The following is a 17,272-nucleotide window of genomic DNA, read 5'->3' on the forward strand; positions in this document are numbered from 1 at the left end:
ATACGCCTTCCCGGAGAATTATTGAGATAACGATATAAAGAATTCTTTATGTGACGTCAATGTCGGCGCGGGAAACAACCGGTCAAAATCGCATCTCCGCCAGCTTTCGTGTGAAGCTGGCCGCCTCATGCGCGTTGACGTCCGCGGCACGGATCAGATTGTCGAAATGGCTGGTCAGGATGCGGATCGGCTGCGTGGCGTTCAGCACCAGATACATGTCGCCGACGTAAATGGCAGCGCGATAAGGTCCGAAGATCGTGTAGGGGATCGAATAGCGCATCCGCCCGTCATAGAGAAACAGGCGGAAGGTGGGATAGAGGTCGTCGAGCAGTGTCGCCATGTGCAGGAGTTGCTGGTGGCGGTCGGCTTCCGGAAAGCGGTCCCACACGCCCAGCCCGCGCGCGAAGATCTCCAGCGTGTGGCGCGGCATACAGACTTCCATGTCGGTTTCCGGCCGTCGGTTGTAGTCGATGCGGTACTGCGTTTCGCCGGCCTGTGCCTCGCGGCTCTTGTTGGCGATGACGGCTTCGTAGTCGACAAGCGCCTCGGTGCGCAGAAGATCGGGAATGCCGGCCGGCACGTAGCGGATTTTCGTTCCCGCCGCCTCGGCATGCCAGCGAGCCAGCAGCGTGCGGTCGAAGCCGTCCGGCGCCTCCTCGATCTCAAGGCTCTCGCGGATTTCACCGGTGACGCCCTCGTCGTGGCTGAGGCCGAGCAGCCAGTCGAGCGAGACTTTGAATTCGGCGGCGATGTTGAGCAGCGTTTCAGCACGGGGAAGGCGGGTCGAGCCGCCGGAGAGCAGCTGCGACAGTGCCGAACGGTCGATGCCAACCGCACCGGCGAACGCTGATTGGTTCAAATCGGACCTTGTCAAGAGCATTTTCAGGCGCTCGCGAAAGATCGTCGACAGGTCGCGCTTGTCCAAATCGCCGTCCCACTCGATAGGAGGACAAATTTGCGCTGAAACCTGCGAATGCGGAGCTTCAGGCGTAAATGAATCCGGTTCCTTGTTTACAATGCATAACATATGCAGCTGAAAATGCGCAATCGCAACAGTTTGTGCGCTTTATCGCGTTGCCCCGATGCAACGCTCCTGACACAATGCTGTCAGGAATCAAACGGGTTCCGGCGACTGGAAGGCAGTGGTCGATAGCATGACGAGCATGGGCAACAGGCGACATGGCGCGGCGACCATCGAATGGCCGACGGTGTTTCTCGCACTTTTCTGCTACGGCGGCTGGCTCGCTGCCGGCTTTCTGCTCTGGCCATCCTACCCGCTGCTGGCGCTCGTCTTTCTGACCCTGATTGCGACGCTGCAATCCTCGCTGATGCACGAGGTCCTGCACGGCCACCCAACCCGGAACGCGCGGCTCAACGAAGCGTTTGTGTTCCTGCCGATTGGCCTTGTCTGGCCGTTTCGCCGGTTCAAGACCATTCACCTGCGCCACCATGCAGACGAGCGCCTGACCGATCCGCTTGACGATCCCGAAAGCTATTACAAGGCGCTCTGGCAGCACGAGGAGCTGCCGTCGGCGATGAAATTCCTGCTGAAGATCAACAACACAATGCTCGGCCGTTTCGTGCTGGGCCCGTGGCTGTCCTGCATAGGGTTCTTCATCGGCGACGCCAGGCAGGTTGCCGCGGGCGACAAGGTCGTCCGCAAGGCCTGGCTGCTGCACGCTATCGGCCTCGCCATCGTGCTGCCCATCGTGCAGTTCGGCTTCGGCATGCCGTTGTGGCTTTACGTTCTGGTGCCTGTATGGCTGGGACAATCGCTGATTTCGATCCGCACCTACGCCGAGCACCAATGGTCGGAACATCCGGAAGGCCGCACGATCATCGTCGAGCGCTCGCCGCTGTCCTTCCTGTTCCTCAACAACAATCTGCATTTCGTCCATCATAAGAGCCCGACGGTGGCCTGGTACAGGCTGCCGAAGCTGTTTCGCGACCGCCGCGACGAGTGGCTGCGGATGAACAATGGCTACGCCTATCCGAACTATTTCGCGTTGCTCAAGGCCTATGCCTTCAAGGCGAAGGAGCCGGTCGTCCATCCCGTGCTGCGGCGCATGCCGGAGCCGGGACGCGCATTCAAGCCGCGTGTCAGGGCACGCAGCCTCAATGGGCTTGGCAGCGCACCGGTACCCGCCGAGCCGCCGAAAGAGTGATTCTTGCGTTGTTGCAGGCGGTTCCGCGCGGACGACGCTTTCCTGAACTTGTCAATTTCCCCGCATAACGGTCAAATCCCCGACATGAGCGAATTCATTGCGGCTTTGCCGATGTATGACTGGCCGGAAGCGCGGGACGAGGTCGACGCGCAATGGGCGCGGTTGCGCGACACCTTCAGACAAAGAGGCATCGATGCGCCGGAGACGATCATCCGCCGCAATGGCGATTTGCCTCCAGTGCCTGGCGGTATCCGAGACGATCAGGGAAAACCCGTCGCGCCAGATCCGGCGACATTGCCGCCGGACGAGCTGGATTTTCACCGGCTCTGGCTGCACCCGGCGCTGCTCCTTGCGCAAACCTGTTGGGGACCGATGGAACTCGGCCTGTCGCAACGTGTCCAGCTCGTCGGTCAGCCGCGTTACGACGCCTTCGAGGGTGGACAGGGCGAACTCTATTCGAGCGCTATCATCATGAGAGCGGGCGAGGCACCGCAGGCAAGGTCGCCGGCCGACGGCGGTGCCGTCATTCCGCTCGATCTGCTGCGCGGCCAGCGTTTCACCTTTAACAGCTTGGATTCCATGTCGGGCATCATCGCGCCAACTCGCGACCTGCAAGCATTGGGCGAGAGTCTGGACATCTTTTCCGCGTTGAGCGAAAGCTGTGGGCACCGTGCTTCGATCGTTGCTGTTGCCGAGGGCAGGGCCGACGTCGCGGCGATCGACTGCGAGAGTTGGGCGCTGGCGCAACGTTTCGAGCCTGCGGCGCACAAGGTGACGGTCGTCGGCTGGACAAGGCGTCGCAAAGGCTTGCCGTTCATCACGGCCAAGACAACGCCGGAAACGATCGTTACCACGATGCGCGAGGCGATCGCAGCGCTCACATAACCGCGTCGCGTTCGGTCGGCCTCATGCGAGCACTTTAGATTCCTGTTTATGCATGTCGTTATCGCAAAACTGCTGCCCACCCTCGGGTCAAGCCCGAGGGCATGCTTTTACGCGACATGCATTAGCAGCCGCCAAGCAGCCGATTGTCGAGCGGGTAGGTCGAAAGCTTCTCGTTGCCGGACTCGGTGATCAGTATCTGTTCCTCGATCTTGACGCCTTCGTAGCCGCCAAGTCGACCGATATAGCTCTCGACGCACAGCACCATGCCAGGTTCGAGCACCCCGTCGGGTGTGTCGTCGGTCCAGTCGCTAGCATGCGGCAAGGTCGGGTATTCGTCGGCAAGACCGACGCCGTGATAGAGCACCCCGTAACGGGCGGGGAAGCAGTCCCCCGGCGGCACTGACGAGCGCTCGACGAGGTCGCGGAACGATACGCCCGGCCGCATCAGCTCCGTGTTGTGGGCGATCTGGTCGGCGGCGATTCGGAACAGGTCGCGCTGCTCCTGCGAGGGCGGCGCGTCACCGCAAAGCCAAGTGCGCGAAAGGTCGGCGCAGAAGCCGTAAGGACCGATCAGGTCGGTGTCGAAAGCGACGAGCTCGCCGGCCTCGATCGTCCGCGACGAACACTCCTGAAACCATGGATTGGTGCGCGGACCTGACGACAGGAGCCGGGTTTCGATCCATTCGCCGCCGCGCGCGATGTTGCCGCGATGGAGTTCGGCCCATAATTCGTTCTCGGAGATGCCAGGCCTCAGCGCCTGCTCCATCTCGCCCATCGCCGCCTCGCAAGCGACGATCGCCCGGCGCATGGCAAGGATCTCGTCGGGCGATTTGATCAGCCGCGCATTTTCCATCACCGCCTCGCCATTGCCGGTCGAGATGCCGAGACGGGCGAGTTCTTCGATGCCCTCGGGATTGATGTGGTCGACGGCGATGCGGCGATTGCCGCCGCCATGTTCCAATACCAGCTCGGCGATGCCGGCTGCCCAGCGGCGGACTTTTTGACCGGTCAGCTCGCCGCTGTAGAGGTAAGCCCACGACACCGCCGGCCGCACCTCGTCGACGACGCCGGAATGATCGGAAAGGTGCTTGCAGGAGAAATAGTCGAACAGCACCACCGGCCCATCGGTGGCGACGAAACAATGCCTGGTCCGATTGTGTGCGACCCAGAGCTGCATGTTGGTCGCATCCGTCGCGTAGCGAATGTTGACCGGATCGTAGAGCAAGGCTCCCGCATAGTCGCGGCGCTTCAGCTCGGCGCGGATGCGCTCGAGCCGGTATCGGCGCATGGCGGGCAGGTCAGGAGCAGCAATTCCCGCCGCCTGCCATTCGGTTTCCGCCAGCGCTCCATAGCCCAGCGCATGCTGGTTGAGTTCAGCGGCCTTCAGCCGCGATTTTTTGCGCAGCACATCGTTCGAGCCGTCCGGCTCGAACGGCATGATCTTGCGGTGATGACGGGGCCGGTCAGTCGGGTTCCTGTCCACCGTCGGCTCCTCCGCTAACGCCTTCTTTTGGCGCCGTGGCTCCTCCCACCGCCATTCTCTTCAATCTTACATAGGCGCCGGGCCGGGTGGACTTGCCGGTGCCACGCAACAGCGGAACCATCATTTGCCGCGGCTGGCCGTCCGGCTCATAGCCGGCCGCTTTGAGCTGGTCCAAAATGACCGGACGCGGATCGTCGCGGTCAAGCCAGACGAGTACGGCCGGCTCCTGCATCAGCATTTCGAAATTAGGCACTTCCTGGTCAAGTGCGACCAGTTTTTCGTCGACCAGCCGCAGGTTTCCGACCCATGCACCATCAGATATTGCGGTTTTGACCGGTCCGTCCGCAGTCAGTTGGCGATAGAGGGCGGGGTAATCCACGCGGATCATCCGCGACAGACCACTGGTCCCGTTTATCTGGACGTACCAGGTGGCGGGCGCGAGGAGCACGGCGATGATCGCTCCAGCCGCGATTACCAGGAGCTGCGCATTCCTGCCGTGCGGTGCCAGCCGTTCCATAGTGGCGACGATGGCCAGCGGCAACATGAACAGGACAGGTAGCAGCCAGCGGTCCTTGACCACCGTCACGCCGGTGGCCAGTACAAGTATTGCAAGCATGGCCAAGCCGAGCGCCAAGGCACGCCGCAACAGAATTTCCCGAGCCGGACCTTTCGGGTGCCACTCGGAGAAACGAAACCCGGCCAGCCCGAAAGCCAGCGCGGAAACGAGCACCGGCAAGACCGCGAAATTGAAGGTTCCCATGACAAACTTGCCGGCACCGACAAAAGCCGCCGCCATGCGCCCTCGTTGCGAGTCTATTCCGAACTTCTCGCCTCTCGACAATAAATCGGCGGGATGCATGAGGCTCCAATAGGTGGTTGGCGCCAGCACCAATATCGCGACCGCTATGCTGATGGCGAACTTCGGATCGAGGATTACGCTGCGCCATTCGCGCAGCGACAGCACTGCCGCAACAAGGGCCACCACGAGGAAGACATCATTATATTTGGCAAGAATTGCGGCCGCCGTGGCCAAGCCAAACGCCGCATAGGCGGCCATGCTTCGCCGCTCGAGAAGATAGGCCATGGCAAGCAGGAGCAGCGAGCAGAAGGCGACGACGGCGACGGAATGCGACAAGGCGCGCTGCGATTCCCAGACGATCTGCGGGATCGTAAACAGGCCGAACATGGCCGCCGCCGCTGTCGCTTTGGTGTAGCCGAACCGCCGCATGGCGGCGAACACGCTGCAGGCGGCGAGGAACAGCACGGAGTATTTGACGAGCTTCAGCGTGAAGATACTGGTGCCGAAAACATGCGCGGCCAGCCAGTTGATCCAGGTGTAGAGGGGTGGTTGCGAGCCGCCATATCCAGCCCAGAGATACGGTATATAGATCAGCTGCTCCGCATCATCGATGCCGACGCCGGTTCCCGCCCAAGAGCTCAACAGGGACAGTATGATGGTCTGCAAGGCGAAGTAAGCCGCGACCATGACGATCGCCGCCGGGAACGGGCCGATCCGTCCCTCGGCCAGCCACTCGGCCCATCTCAGATTGTACTTCAATGAAATCTCATCGCCCTTGCCAGCAGAGTGTTGCCGGCTGCGCTAGCATGAAGAGCATGCTCCGCACAATGCGACCGGCTGGCTGCGCCTACGTCCTCATCTTTTCGCCGCTCGGGTCGAACGGCGGTTCGACATTGATGCGTGCGGGACGCCGGTGGCCAAGGATTTCGATCTCGAACAGTCCGACGCTCTCGTTCTCGGCAAGCGCTGCCGGTACATAGCCTTGCGCCATCGACTTCTCGACATAATGCGCATAGCCGCCGGAGGTAACCCAGCCGACCACGCGCCAGTCGCCGTCCACAATGCCGCGCACGGCAGACGCGCCTTCGGCGGCGTTCGAGCCGCGCACTTCCTTGCCGCCCGCGTCGAAGCGCGGCGCACCGTAGCCATGCGGCTTTTGCACCGTGCCGTAATCCTTGCCGCCGACCTTGGCCCAGATCGGCTCGTCGCCCATGACGTCGGCATCCGCGGCATCGACGATGAAGGAAACGCGGCGCAGCTTCGGCCCTGCCGCCTGTTCCCTGGCTGCCGCCTCCCGGCCGATGAAATCGTTCTTCTCCAGCTTGATGAAGCGGTCCATCGAGCCTTCGAATGGTCCGTAGATCGGACGTAGCTCGCGGAACCAGGTCGGGAAGTTCTTCTCAAGGCGCATCGAGAGCAAAGCCCGCATTCCGAAATCGATAAGGCCAAACTCTTCGCCAGCCTCCTTGATCGCCTTGTAGACCAGGCGCTGGTAGGCGGGCGCCATCCAGATCTCATAGCCGAGGTCGCCGGTGTAGGTGATGCGGTTGACCATGCAGGGCGCGCCGCCGACCGCCATCTCGCTGAAATCCATGAAGCGGAAGGCCTTGGTCGAGATGTCGACATCGACCAGTTTCTGCAGCAGGTCACGCGATTTCGGCCCGGCGATCGACAACCCGACCAGCGTCTGGTCGAAGCGGTGGATGCGGATGCTTCCATCCTTCGGCAGATGCTTCTCGAACCAGCGCATGTGGTATTTCTGCGCTGCCGAAGAACCCCAGATCATGAAGCGTTCTTCGCCCGCCTTGGCGATGGTGAAGTCGCCGATCAGCCGGCCGAACTCGTTCAGCATCGGCGTCAGCACGATGCGGCCGGTCTTCGGCATGCGATTGGTCATCAGCCGGTTGAGGAAGTCCTCGGCCCCTGGTCCGGAGACTTCGTATTTGGCAAAGTTGGCGATCTCGGTGACGCCGACCTTCTCGCGGGTGGCTCGCACTTCCTCGCCGATCGGGCCAAAATCGTTGGAACGGTGGAAGGACACGATGTCCTTCGGCTCAGAGCCTTTCGGCGCGAACCAGAGCGGGGTTTCGAGCCCCCAGCTATCGCCCATGACGGCGTTATTGGCGAGCATCGTGTCGTAGAGCGGGGTTGTCTGCGCTGGTCTTGCCGCCGGCAATTCCTCGTTGGGAAAGCGGATGGAGAAACGGCGCGAATAGTTTTCGCGCACCTTTGCGTTGGTGTAGCGCAGCGTTGCCCATTCGCCGAAGCGGGCCACGTCCATGCCCCAGACGTCGAAGCCCGGATCGCCATGGACCATCCAGTTGGACAGTGCGAGACCGACGCCGCCACCCTGGCTGAAGCCGGCCATGACGGCGCAGGCGCACCAGAAATTGGTCAGGCCCTGCACCGGGCCGACCAGCGGGTTGCCGTCCAGCGCGAAGGTGAAGGGACCATTGATGATCTGCTTGATGCCGGCCTTCTCGATGCCGGGGAAATGCTTGAAGCCGATCTCGAGCGACGGCGCGATGCGGTCGATGTCGGGCTGCAGCAGCTCGTGGCCGAAATCCCACGGCGTGTTGACCGGCGACCACGGCTTGCAGGCCTTTTCATAGGTGCCGAGCAGGATGCCGTTGCGCTCCTGGCGGGTATAGATCTCGCCCTTGAAATCGAGCACGCCGATCATCTCGCGGCCGGTCGACTTGTTGAATTCCTCGACCTCCGGCATCGGCTCGGTCAGGAGATACATGTGCTCCATGGCCAGCACCGGCAGTTCGACGCCGACCATGCGACCGATCTCACGCGCCCACAGGCCGCCGCAGTTGACGACATGCTCGGCTTTGACCGTGCCTTGCTCGGTGACGACGTTCCAGGTGCCGTCGACCTCCTGCGTCAGTTCGACGACGCGGTTGCGCAGCACGATCTCGGCGCCCAGCTTCCTGGCGGCCTTGGCATAGGCGTGGGTGGTGCCGGAAGGATCGAGATGGCCCTCGACCGGATCCCACATGGCGCCGACGAAATTCGTCTCGTCCATCAGCGGGAACATCGCCTTGGCTTCGGACGGCGTGATCAGTTCCGTATCCATGCCGAGATAGCGGCCCTTGGCGTGGGCGAGCCGCAAGAAGTCCATGCGCTCGGGCGTGTCGGCCATCATCACGCCGCCGGTCAGGTGCAGCGAGCAGGATTGGCCGGAAATCTCCTCGATCTCCTTGTAAAGCTGCACCGTATAGGCCTGCAGCTTGGCGACGTTGGGATCGCCGTTCAGCGTATGGAAGCCGCCCGCCGCATGCCAGGACGAGCCGGAGGTGAGCTCCGAACGCTCGATCAGCAGGATGTCGGTCCAGCCAGCCTTGGCCAGATGATAGAGCACCGAGCAGCCAACGACCCCACCGCCGATGACAACCGCTTTTGCATGAGATTTCATGAAGATAGTTCCGTTTTCGAAGAGATTGAATCGAGTGAGCGGGGCGCGAAAACAAAGCGGAGGTCGAATACAGCGATGTTTTCGGCCAGCCTGCCATCAAGACGGAGTGGGGGTCGACTACTCATCCGATGATCAGAAATCGGTCGGCGCGCCGCCTTCGGCCCGGCGCTTGTCGACGAAAGCGTTGAGCTCCTCGCGGATTGCCGGGTCCATATAAGGCTCTTCATAGGACGCCAGCCGTTCCTTCCACACGCGATTGGCCTTTTCGAGTGCGGTCGGCGATCCGGCCTCAACCCAACTCTCGAAATTGCGCCAGTCGGAAATGATTGGCGCGTAAAACGCGGTCTTGTAGCGGTCCTGCGTGTGCTGGGTGCCGAAGAAATGGCCGCCGGGGCCGACCGACTGGATGGCGTCGAAACCGAGCGCTTCCTCGGAAAGATCGAGCGGTGTCAGGAACTCGGCGACCATCTGCAACAGGTCTATATCGAGGATGGTCTTTTCGTAGGAGCAGCGCAGGCCGCCTTCGAGCCAGCCGGCCGCATGCATCATCAGATTGCCGCCACCCTGGATGGCGCCCCACAGCGAGAACACGCTTTCATAGGCGGCTTGAGCGTCGACCGTGTTAGCGGCGCAGGTGTTGGAGGTGCGGTAGGGGATGTTGTAGCGGCGGGCGAGCTGCCCGCCGACCAGCTGCGCCTTCATATATTCCGGCGTGCCGAAGGCCGGCGCGCCGGACTTCATATCGACATTCGAGGTGAAGCCGCCGTAGCCGACAGGCGCGCCCTTGCGCACCATCTGCGCAAAGGCGATGCCGGACAGCGCCTCGGCATTCTGTTGCACCAGCGCGCCGGCAATCGTCACCGGCGCCATGGCGCCGGACAGGGTGAAGGGCGTCACGATGACCACCTGGCCCTTGCTCGACATCTGGATGATACCTTCCATCATCGGCACGTCGAGCTTGAGCGGCGAATTGGTGTTGATGATGGTGAATACCGACGGCTCTGCGAGCAACTGCTCATGGCTGATGCCGCGCGCGATCCTGGTGATCTCGATGCCGTCGACGTTGCGCTCCTTACCGAGCGAATAGATGTGGAACATCTTGTCAGTCAGCGTGGCGAGGTCACGGATGCATTCGAGGTGGCGCACGGACGGATGGATGTCGATCGGCTCGACCGGGTAGCCGCCCGTGCAGTTCAATATGTTGTGCATCTGCGCAAGCTTGAGGAAGTTGCGGTAGTCCTGCTGGTTGCCTGGCCGGCGGCCGCGGTCGACGTCTGAGCAATTGGGTGCCGACGCCATCATCGAGATGATCAGATTATCGCCACCAAAGCGCACATTGTGCGCCGGGTTGCGGGCGTGGATGGTGAATTCCGGCGGGCAATGGGCAACCAGTTCCAGGATCATGTCGCTGTCGAAGCGCACCCGCTCACTGCCCTCGCGGACATCGGCGCCATGCGCCTTCATGATGCGCCGGGCTTCGTCATGCAGCACATCGACGCCGATTTCCCGCAGCACGCGCAGAGAGGCGAGGTGAATTGATTCCAGCTCGTCGTCGGAAACCAGCCGGGTCGGCGTCAGCGGGTTCTTCAACTGCCGAAACGGCGGCTGCTCAAACGCCGTCGATCCGCCGGCACGCTTCCCCGCGCGGCCGCCGCGACGGGCGCGGTCGTTTGCCAGTGCCGGTTCGGCGGGCTGAAGGGCGGCGGTCATGATAGTCCTCGTACGCTGCGGCAATGCGGCGGCATAATGGACCGCCGGCCGTCCGGCCATTGCGGAGGCGGCGACCACTAGGGCGAGGGAAGCGACATGCCCTGGGGCAGCCGGCGGGATCGCCAGCCTCTTGATCGCGTTCCGGCTGGCGCAAGCGGTTTTCGTTGCCGGTGCTTACCGCGACGGAACCGAAACGCTAATCCTGCATCATGGACCGGGCGGAACAAAGCAGCGGCGAAATAGGGCAATGGGCGGCGATCACCGGCGTGATCGCCACCGTCTCGGTGTTCGCCATCGCGCAAGGGCTGAGCTATCCGCTGTTGAGCTTCATCCTGCAGCGCCAGGGCGTCTCGCCGGCCATAATCGGCCTGTCGGCGGCAATGACGCCGATCGGCTTCATCGTCTCGTCGCCGCTGGTTCCGGCGCTGGCGCGGCGTTTCGGGGCAGGGCGCACCGCGCTTACTTGCGCGGCACTTTCCGCGCTGGTGCTCGCGCTGATCGGCTGGACCCAAAATGTCTATCTGTGGTTTCCGCTGCGCTTTTTGATCGGCGCCGTCACCAACCCGCTCTACGTGCTGAGCGAAGTCTGGGTGATCGCACTGGCGCCGCCGGCACGCCGCGGCCGCGTCATGGGCATCTATTCGACCATCATTTCGGCGGGCTTTGCGGCGGGGCCGCTGTGCCTGCTTGCGGTCGGCACCGTGGGATGGCCGCCGTTTCTGGTCGGCATCGGCGCATTCCTGTTTTGCGGCGCCTGCCTCGCCTCGGTGCTGGCACGGCTGCCCAAGGTCGACGAGAGCGGGCACCGGGTTTCGGTGCTGGGGTTCGTGCCGCAGGCGTGGCTGCTGTTATCGGCGGTGATTGTGGCCGCCGGTTTCGAACAGGCGGTGCTCGCCTTGCTGCCGGTCTACGGAACACATTATGGCATTGCGGAAGCGCGCATGTCGGCGCTGCTGTCAGTGATGATCGCCGGCAATATCGCTATGCAGGTGCCCCTCGGGCTATTGGCGGAACGACTGACGGCGCGGCTGGTGCGGTTCATCTGTGTTTCGATGACGGTACTGGGATGCGCGCTGCTGCCGGTTCTCATCGAGACGCCGCTGATCTGGCCGTGCGTCTTCGTCTGGGGCGCGGTTTCGTACGGTATCTACACGATGTCGATCATCGAGCTCGGCGAGCGGTTCACCGGCTCGGCACTGGTCGCCGGCAATGCCGCCTTCTCTTTGATGTGGGGCATCGGCGGCATCGCCGTGCCGCCGCTGGCGGGCAGCGCCATGGATGTTGTTGGCGCCGGCGGCCTGCCAATGACGCTCGGTGCCATTTGCCTGGCGCTGGCAGTTGTAACGGTCATTCGAAGACGGATGGCGTGAATGCCAGAAAGCCGCCGTTTCTGACGAATGACTTGAATATAAGCGGCCCCATGTCGATCTTGGCTATGCCGCCGCCCGACTCAACCGGAGACCTCATGACCAAATCGAATACCAAGGGCCAGCCGGGTTCGGCGGCCGAAGACCCGTTTCTCTGGCTGGAGGACAGGAGGGGCAAGCAGGCGCTCGACTGGGTGCATCGCCAAAATGCGATCACGGTCGGGGAGCTGCAGGGCGATCCGTCCTATCGGACGTCGTTCGAGACGGCGCTCGACCTGATGACGGCCGAGGATAACATCGCCGTCGGGGCCGCTATCAACGGCTATGTCTATAATTTCTGGCAGGACCGAACGAACGTACTCGGCCTCTGGCGGCGCACCACGGTCGCGTCCTACAAGACCGACAAGCCGGAATGGCAGACGATCATCGACTTCGATAACCTGGCGGCGAAAGAAGGGGTGAAATGGGTGTTCAGCGGCGCCAGTCGGCTCTACCCCGACTTCAGCCGCTGCCTGCTCAGCCTGTCGCCGGATGGCGGCGATGCCAGCGAGATGCGCGAATTCGATATCGAAAGCAGGTCCTTCGTCGATGGCGGCTTTCGCGCTCCTGCCTCGAAGTCGAGCTTTAGCTGGCTGGACGAGGACACGGTTATCGTCTCCGCCGCTTTCGAGGAGGACGACAAGACCCAGTCCGGTTATCCGCGCGTGGTCAAGCTTTGGCGGCGCGGCACGCCACTGGAAGCGGCGACGCCGATCTTCGAGGCGTTGAAGCAGGATCTTGCCGCCGGCGGGTCCGTCGAATTCGACGGCAACAAGCGTCATGTCTTCCTCGCCCGGACCATCGACTTCTTCGCCTCGCACAGTTTCCTGCGGCTGCCATCGGGCGAAAACAGGCGCATCCCGTTGCCGGACGACGTCACCGATACAGCACTGTTCAAGGGCCAGTTTGTCTTCGGCGTGCGTACGCCATGGACGGCGCCGGACGGCACGCTGTGCAAGCCCGACGGGCTCTATTCACTCGATTTCGAGCGCTGGATCGAAACCGGGCTATTCGGATCCCTCGATACCGTGCTCGAGCCGGCGCACCGTGTCTCGATCGCCGGTATTGCCCGCACGCAGGACCGGCTGTTCATCAATTTGATGGACAATGTGCGCGGCAAGGTCGTCGCCGGCAAGCGCAGCGACAGCGGCTGGGAGTTCAAGCCCGTGGCTTTGCCCGAAAACGGCAATGTCGGCATCAGCCATGCCGAGCATTTCGGTTCCAGCGTCTCCTTCTCCTTCACCGATTTCCTGACGCCGAGCTCGATCATCTGGTCGGACGACAACGCCGCGGGCCTGGCAACGGTGAAGTCGCAGCCGGCGCGTTTCGATGCGTCGTCGCTGGTCTCCGAACAGTTCGAAGCGCGCTCGAAGGATGGCACGATGATCCCGTACTTCGTCGTCAGGAGGCGCGACTTGCATGGACCCGTGCCGACATTGCTTTACGGCTATGGCGGCTTCGAAGTGCCGCTGCTGCCCGGCTATGCCGGCGTGCGCGGCAGGCTGTGGCTGGAGAAGGGCAATGCCTATGTGCAGGCCAACATCCGCGGCGGCGGCGAGTTCGGCCCGAACTGGCATCAGGCCGCGCTCAAGGCCAATCGCCAGAATGCCTTCGACGACTTCGCCGCGGTCGCGCAGGATCTGGTGAAGCGCGGCATCGCTACGCCCGCCACGCTGGGCATCCAAGGCGGATCGAATGGTGGCCTGCTGACCGGCGTCTCGCTGACCCAGCACCCGGAATTGTTCGGTGCCGTGATCATCGAGGTGCCGCTGCTCGATATGCTGCGCTACACCGAACTGCCGCCCGGCGCGTCGTGGATGGCCGAGTATGGCGATCCGGCGAAGCCTGAAGAGGCAGCCTGGCTCGCCGCCTATTCGCCCTACCAGCATGTTGACACGGACGCAGCCTATCCGCCGGTGTTGCTGACGACCTCGACCGCCGACGATCGCGTCCATCCCGGGCATGCGCGCAAAATGGCGGCACGGCTGCAGGCGGCCGGCCACGGCAAGACGCTGTTCTTCGAGGAGACCGAGGGCGGCCATGGCGGACGCGGCGATCGGCGGCCGCAGGCCGCACAGGCGGCAATGAAGTACGTCTTCCTGCAGCGGGCCCTGACTGGCACCAATTGACTGGCGCCAATTGACCGGCGTCGCTTGACCGGCACGGCTTGAACTGAGGGCTCGAGGCAGCCTAAGGTACAAGCATGGCTCGGCTGGCGAAATCGGGTTGCGCATTTGGGGTCGCGGTGACGCCGTCGCCGCGCACGCTTCGCGCCGAGCTGTTGCGGCTGTGCGCCCGCATCGGCTATTCGCCGCCCGCTGTCCTCTGACGAATCCGCCCCGGCGCAAAAGCTGCCGGATTGGTTCAAGAGGAAAGATCAGACATGACCTACCAGAATTATTCGCTGAGGCAGCTTCAGCAGATCGATGCCGCGCATCACCTTCATCCGTTCACCGACCACAAAGAGATGCGCGAGACCGGCTCGCGGATCATCACTCGCGCCAACGGGCCGTTCATCTACGATTCCGAAGGGACGGAAATCCTCGACGGCATGGCAGGGCTGTGGTGCGTCAATGTCGGCTATGGCCGCGACGAGCTGGCCGACGCCGCCTACGCCCAGATGAAGGAATTGCCCTACTACAACTCCTTCTTCAAATGCTCGACGCCGACGCCGGTTCTGCTGTCGAAAAAGCTGGCGGAGATCGCGCCAAGGCATATCAACCAGGTGTTCTACGGCTCGTCCGGTTCGGAGGCCAACGACACGGCGCTGCGCCTGGTCCGTCACTATTGGGTGCTGGAAGGCAAACCGGAGAAGAACCGCATCATCTCGCGCAAGATGGGCTACCACGGCTCGACCATCGCCGGCGCTTCGCTCGGCGGCATGGATTTGATGCACAAGCAGCTCGGCGGCGCTGTGCCCAACATCGTCCATGTAATGATGCCCTATGCCTATGAGCTCGCACTGCCCGGCGAAAGCGACCATGATTTCGGCCTGCGCGCGGCAAAAGCGGTCGAGGACGCGATCCTCGAAGCTGGCGCCGACAAGGTGGCCGCCTTCATCGGCGAACCGGTGATGGGGGCAGGCGGGGTGAAGATCCCGCCGATGAGCTATTGGCCGGAAGTGCAGCGCATCTGCCGCAAATACGACGTCCTGCTGATGCTGGACGAGGTCATCACCGGCTACGGCCGCACCGGCGAGTGGTTCGCGGCACAAGCCTTCGATGTCGAGCCCGACACCATCACCACGGCCAAGGCGCTGACCTCTGGCTATCAGCCGCTGTCGGCGCTGCTGGTCGGCGACCGCATCGCGGCGACGCTGGTCGAAAAGGGCGGCGAATTCTATCACGGCTACACCTATGCCGGGCACCCGGTGGCCTGCGCGGTGGCGCTGAAGAACCTTGAGATCATCGAGCGCGAGGGGCTGGTCGAGCGCGGCAGGAACGACACCGGGCCTTACTTCGCCAGGGCTTTGCAGGAACGTCTCGGCGGGCACGACCTGGTCGGCGAGGTGCGCTCGTTCGGGCTGATGGGAGCGATCGAGATCGTCAAAGACAAGGCAACCAAGGAGCGCTACCTGCCGGCCGGCAGCGCGGCGGTGACCGTTCGCGACCACGCAATTGCCCAGGGCATGATGCTGCGCGCCACCGGCGACACGATGATCCTGTCGCCTCCGCTGATCTGGACGCGCCAGACGATCGACATGGCCTGCGATCGTATCGCAAAGGCGCTCGATCTGGCGCAAGCAGATTTGCGCAAGCGGTGAACGATCGCCGGGCGTTCCATGTCGGGCGCCCGGCGATCGACCGAGCGCTTACCAGGCGAGGAAGCGAAACGCAAAAACCGCGCTCCATCGGAACGCGGCTTTGCCAGATACGCATGGCGTTTCGCCAACTAAACACTTGCGAAACTTGCGGGCTCCGGTACGCGAGACCTGATCCGGAGCGCCGGGCGGATGTCCGCCTCGCAATCCGTTTTAAACGCATATCGTTACTGCAGGGTTAGCAAGAGCTTAAGCAAACCTAAATTTGCCGACTTTCCGCTTTGGGCAGATCGAAAACCTGTGAGCTTGGAGCTTACGCCGGGTTACCACGGAGGAAATTAATGATGCCGGAAAAATCGGCACCGGCATTCCCTTGTGCGTTGAATAGCGCATAGAGCTGAGCTGCCTCGGCGCCGAGCGGCGTTGCTGCACCGACGCTCTGTGCGGCTTCCTGCGACAGTTTCAGGTCCTTCAGCATCAGTGCCGCCGCGAAGCCAGGCTTATAGCCATTGTTGGCGGGCGATGTCGGCACCGGGCCGGGCACCGGGCAATAGGTGGTCAGCGACCAGCACTGGCCGGACGAGGTCGAGGCGACGTCGAACAGCGCCTGGTGGGACAGGCCGAGCTTTTCCGCCAGCACGAAAGCCTCGGCAACACCGATCATCGAAATGCCCAAAATCATGTTGTTGCAGATCTTCGCCGCCTGTCCGGCGCCGTCGTCGCCGCAATGAACGATGCGGCCGGCCATCGGCTTGAGGATTGGTTCGGCCTTGGCGAAGGCATCCTTCGAACCGCCGGCCATGAAGGTCAGCGTGCCGGCCGCCGCACCGCCCGTGCCGCCGGAGACTGGCGCGTCGATCGACAGCAACCCGTGCTTGGCGGCGATGGTATGGGCCTTTCGAGCCGACTCGACATCGATGGTCGAGGAATCGATGAACAGCGCGCCTTTTTTTGCCTTGGACACTATGTCTGCGTAAACCGACAGAACATGCTTACCGGCTGGCAGCATGGTGATGACCGCATCGGCGTCTTTGACCGCCGCAACGGCGTTGGCCATGATGACGACTCCGTGTTCCCTGGCGATGGCGAGGTTCTCCGGCACCAGGTCGAAGCCGTGCACGGCATACCCGGCCTTGACCAGGTTGGCGGCCATCGGATTGCCCATATTGCCGAGGCCGATGAAGGCGATGGTGGTCATATTGACGCTCCCGTGGTGTGGGTAGGCAGTAGGCAGTAGGCAGTAGGCAGTAGGCGGTAGGCAGTAAGCGACCTATTCGGGCGCAAGTTTGTTAATAAGCTGGCGAAGCATTTTCCCAATGCCCTCGGTCGCTAAAAGCACGTGATAAGCTTGATCATGCGTAGCAAGGCCAATGCGTTCAGCGATCTGGAGGTGTGTCTCGAACTCCTTCAGCGATCCCTGGGCAATCCTGAGAAATTGCTGATAGGAGCCTCTGTTGTCTCGGCCGTAACCTTCCGCGATGTTTGCAGGAATAGAGGTTGCTGAGCGGCGGATCTGGCTGGTCAACCCATACAATTCCTCTTTTGGCCATGCCTTGGTCAGGGAGTAGGTGGTGACGGCCAGATCCATCGCTTGCTGCCATACGATAAGATCCTTGTACGAATTGATCTTGCCGGTCATCTTT

The 17,272-nt window shown here is 62.5% G+C and carries 12 protein-coding genes; 5 read left to right on the forward strand and 7 right to left on the reverse strand.

The genetic code is table 11. The features are described from left to right. Positions 1-82: 82 nt before the first annotated feature. Positions 83-925 (reverse strand): helix-turn-helix domain-containing protein, encoded by an 843-nt coding sequence (locus NMG46_RS13715; RefSeq protein ID WP_254818179.1) that lies wholly within the window; start codon positions 923-925, stop codon positions 83-85. Positions 926-1,154: 229 nt separating this feature from the next. Here NMG46_RS13715 and NMG46_RS13720 point away from each other — a divergent pair, with 229 nt between their 5' ends. Together NMG46_RS13720 and NMG46_RS13725 are read left to right on the forward strand one after the other, a co-directional pair. Then, positions 1,155-2,165 carry a fatty acid desaturase gene (locus NMG46_RS13720; protein WP_254818180.1) on the forward strand — a complete coding sequence of 337 codons (1,011 nt, stop codon included), beginning with the start codon at positions 1,155-1,157 and terminating at the stop codon, positions 2,163-2,165. Positions 2,166-2,249: 84 nt separating this feature from the next. Next, on the forward strand, positions 2,250-3,050 hold the full coding sequence (locus NMG46_RS13725; RefSeq protein ID WP_254818181.1) for a phosphate/phosphite/phosphonate ABC transporter substrate-binding protein: 801 nt from the start codon (positions 2,250-2,252) through the stop codon (positions 3,048-3,050). A 121-nt stretch (positions 3,051-3,171) separates the two neighbouring features. Here the strand turns inward: NMG46_RS13725 and NMG46_RS13730 are convergent, their stop codons facing one another. From NMG46_RS13730 to NMG46_RS13745, 4 genes are all read right to left on the reverse strand, one after another. Then, the gene (locus NMG46_RS13730) at positions 3,172-4,488 is read right to left on the reverse strand and encodes a Xaa-Pro peptidase family protein (protein ID WP_254818388.1); all 1,317 of its coding nucleotides are present in this window, start codon (positions 4,486-4,488) and stop codon (positions 3,172-3,174) included. Positions 4,489-4,513: 25 nt separating this feature from the next. Beyond that, positions 4,514-6,091 carry a glycosyltransferase family 39 protein gene (locus NMG46_RS13735; RefSeq protein WP_254818182.1) on the reverse strand — a complete coding sequence of 526 codons (1,578 nt, stop codon included), beginning with the start codon at positions 6,089-6,091 and terminating at the stop codon, positions 4,514-4,516. An 88-nt stretch (positions 6,092-6,179) separates the two neighbouring features. Beyond that, positions 6,180-8,753: an FAD-dependent oxidoreductase gene (locus tag NMG46_RS13740; protein ID WP_254818183.1), complete on the reverse strand. Its 2,574-nt coding sequence runs from the start codon at positions 8,751-8,753 to the stop codon at positions 6,180-6,182. Positions 8,754-8,885: 132 nt separating this feature from the next. Continuing rightward, entirely contained in the window at positions 8,886-10,463 is a 1,578-nt protein-coding gene (locus tag NMG46_RS13745) for a trimethylamine methyltransferase family protein (protein ID WP_254818184.1), read from the reverse strand. A gap of 209 nt (positions 10,464-10,672) precedes the next feature. Between NMG46_RS13745 and NMG46_RS13750 the strand changes: the two genes are divergently transcribed. The 3 genes from NMG46_RS13750 to NMG46_RS13760 all read left to right on the forward strand — a co-directional run bounded on the left by NMG46_RS13750 (position 10,673) and on the right by NMG46_RS13760 (position 15,632). Continuing rightward, entirely contained in the window at positions 10,673-11,833 is a 1,161-nt protein-coding gene (locus tag NMG46_RS13750) for an MFS transporter (RefSeq protein ID WP_254818185.1), read from the forward strand. 95 nt (positions 11,834-11,928) lie between these two features. Further along, positions 11,929-13,998, forward strand: a complete 2,070-nt coding sequence (locus NMG46_RS13755) for a prolyl oligopeptidase family protein (RefSeq protein WP_254818186.1) — start codon at positions 11,929-11,931, stop codon at positions 13,996-13,998. Positions 13,999-14,252: 254 nt separating this feature from the next. Further along, the gene (locus NMG46_RS13760) at positions 14,253-15,632 is read left to right on the forward strand and encodes an aspartate aminotransferase family protein (RefSeq protein ID WP_254818187.1); all 1,380 of its coding nucleotides are present in this window, start codon (positions 14,253-14,255) and stop codon (positions 15,630-15,632) included. 310 nt (positions 15,633-15,942) lie between these two features. On the opposite strand, the gene mmsB is transcribed toward NMG46_RS13760, so the two are convergent. Further along, a complete protein-coding gene (mmsB, locus tag NMG46_RS13765; RefSeq protein ID WP_254818188.1) occupies positions 15,943-16,827 on the reverse strand; it encodes a 3-hydroxyisobutyrate dehydrogenase in 885 nt (294 codons plus the stop codon). Between the two features lie 72 nt (positions 16,828-16,899). Beyond that, on the reverse strand, positions 16,900-17,268 hold the full coding sequence (locus NMG46_RS13770) for a four helix bundle protein (RefSeq protein ID WP_254818189.1): 369 nt from the start codon (positions 17,266-17,268) through the stop codon (positions 16,900-16,902). Positions 17,269-17,272 lie beyond the last annotated feature (4 nt).

Source organism: Mesorhizobium sp. LMG 17147, from assembly GCF_024297145.1.
Lineage (GTDB): Bacteria > Pseudomonadota > Alphaproteobacteria > Rhizobiales > Rhizobiaceae > Mesorhizobium.

Excerpts from the sequence above, each read along its gene's own strand:
- NMG46_RS13720 (WP_254818180.1), top strand. The coding sequence starts at position 1,155 with ATGACGAGCATGGGCAACAGGCGACATGGCGCGGCGACCATCGAATGG.
- NMG46_RS13725 (WP_254818181.1), top strand. The coding sequence starts at position 2,250 with ATGAGCGAATTCATTGCGGCTTTGCCGATGTATGACTGGCCGGAAGCG.
- NMG46_RS13730 (WP_254818388.1), bottom strand. The coding sequence starts at position 4,488 with ATGCCGTTCGAGCCGGACGGCTCGAACGATGTGCTGCGCAAAAAATCG.
- NMG46_RS13740 (WP_254818183.1), bottom strand. The coding sequence starts at position 8,753 with ATGAAATCTCATGCAAAAGCGGTTGTCATCGGCGGTGGGGTCGTTGGC.
- NMG46_RS13745 (WP_254818184.1), bottom strand. The coding sequence starts at position 10,463 with ATGACCGCCGCCCTTCAGCCCGCCGAACCGGCACTGGCAAACGACCGC.
- NMG46_RS13750 (WP_254818185.1), top strand. The coding sequence starts at position 10,673 with ATGGACCGGGCGGAACAAAGCAGCGGCGAAATAGGGCAATGGGCGGCG.
- NMG46_RS13755 (WP_254818186.1), top strand. The coding sequence starts at position 11,929 with ATGACCAAATCGAATACCAAGGGCCAGCCGGGTTCGGCGGCCGAAGAC.
- NMG46_RS13760 (WP_254818187.1), top strand. The coding sequence starts at position 14,253 with ATGACCTACCAGAATTATTCGCTGAGGCAGCTTCAGCAGATCGATGCC.
- mmsB (WP_254818188.1), bottom strand. The coding sequence starts at position 16,827 with ATGACCACCATCGCCTTCATCGGCCTCGGCAATATGGGCAATCCGATG.
- NMG46_RS13770 (WP_254818189.1), bottom strand. The coding sequence starts at position 17,268 with ATGACCGGCAAGATCAATTCGTACAAGGATCTTATCGTATGGCAGCAA.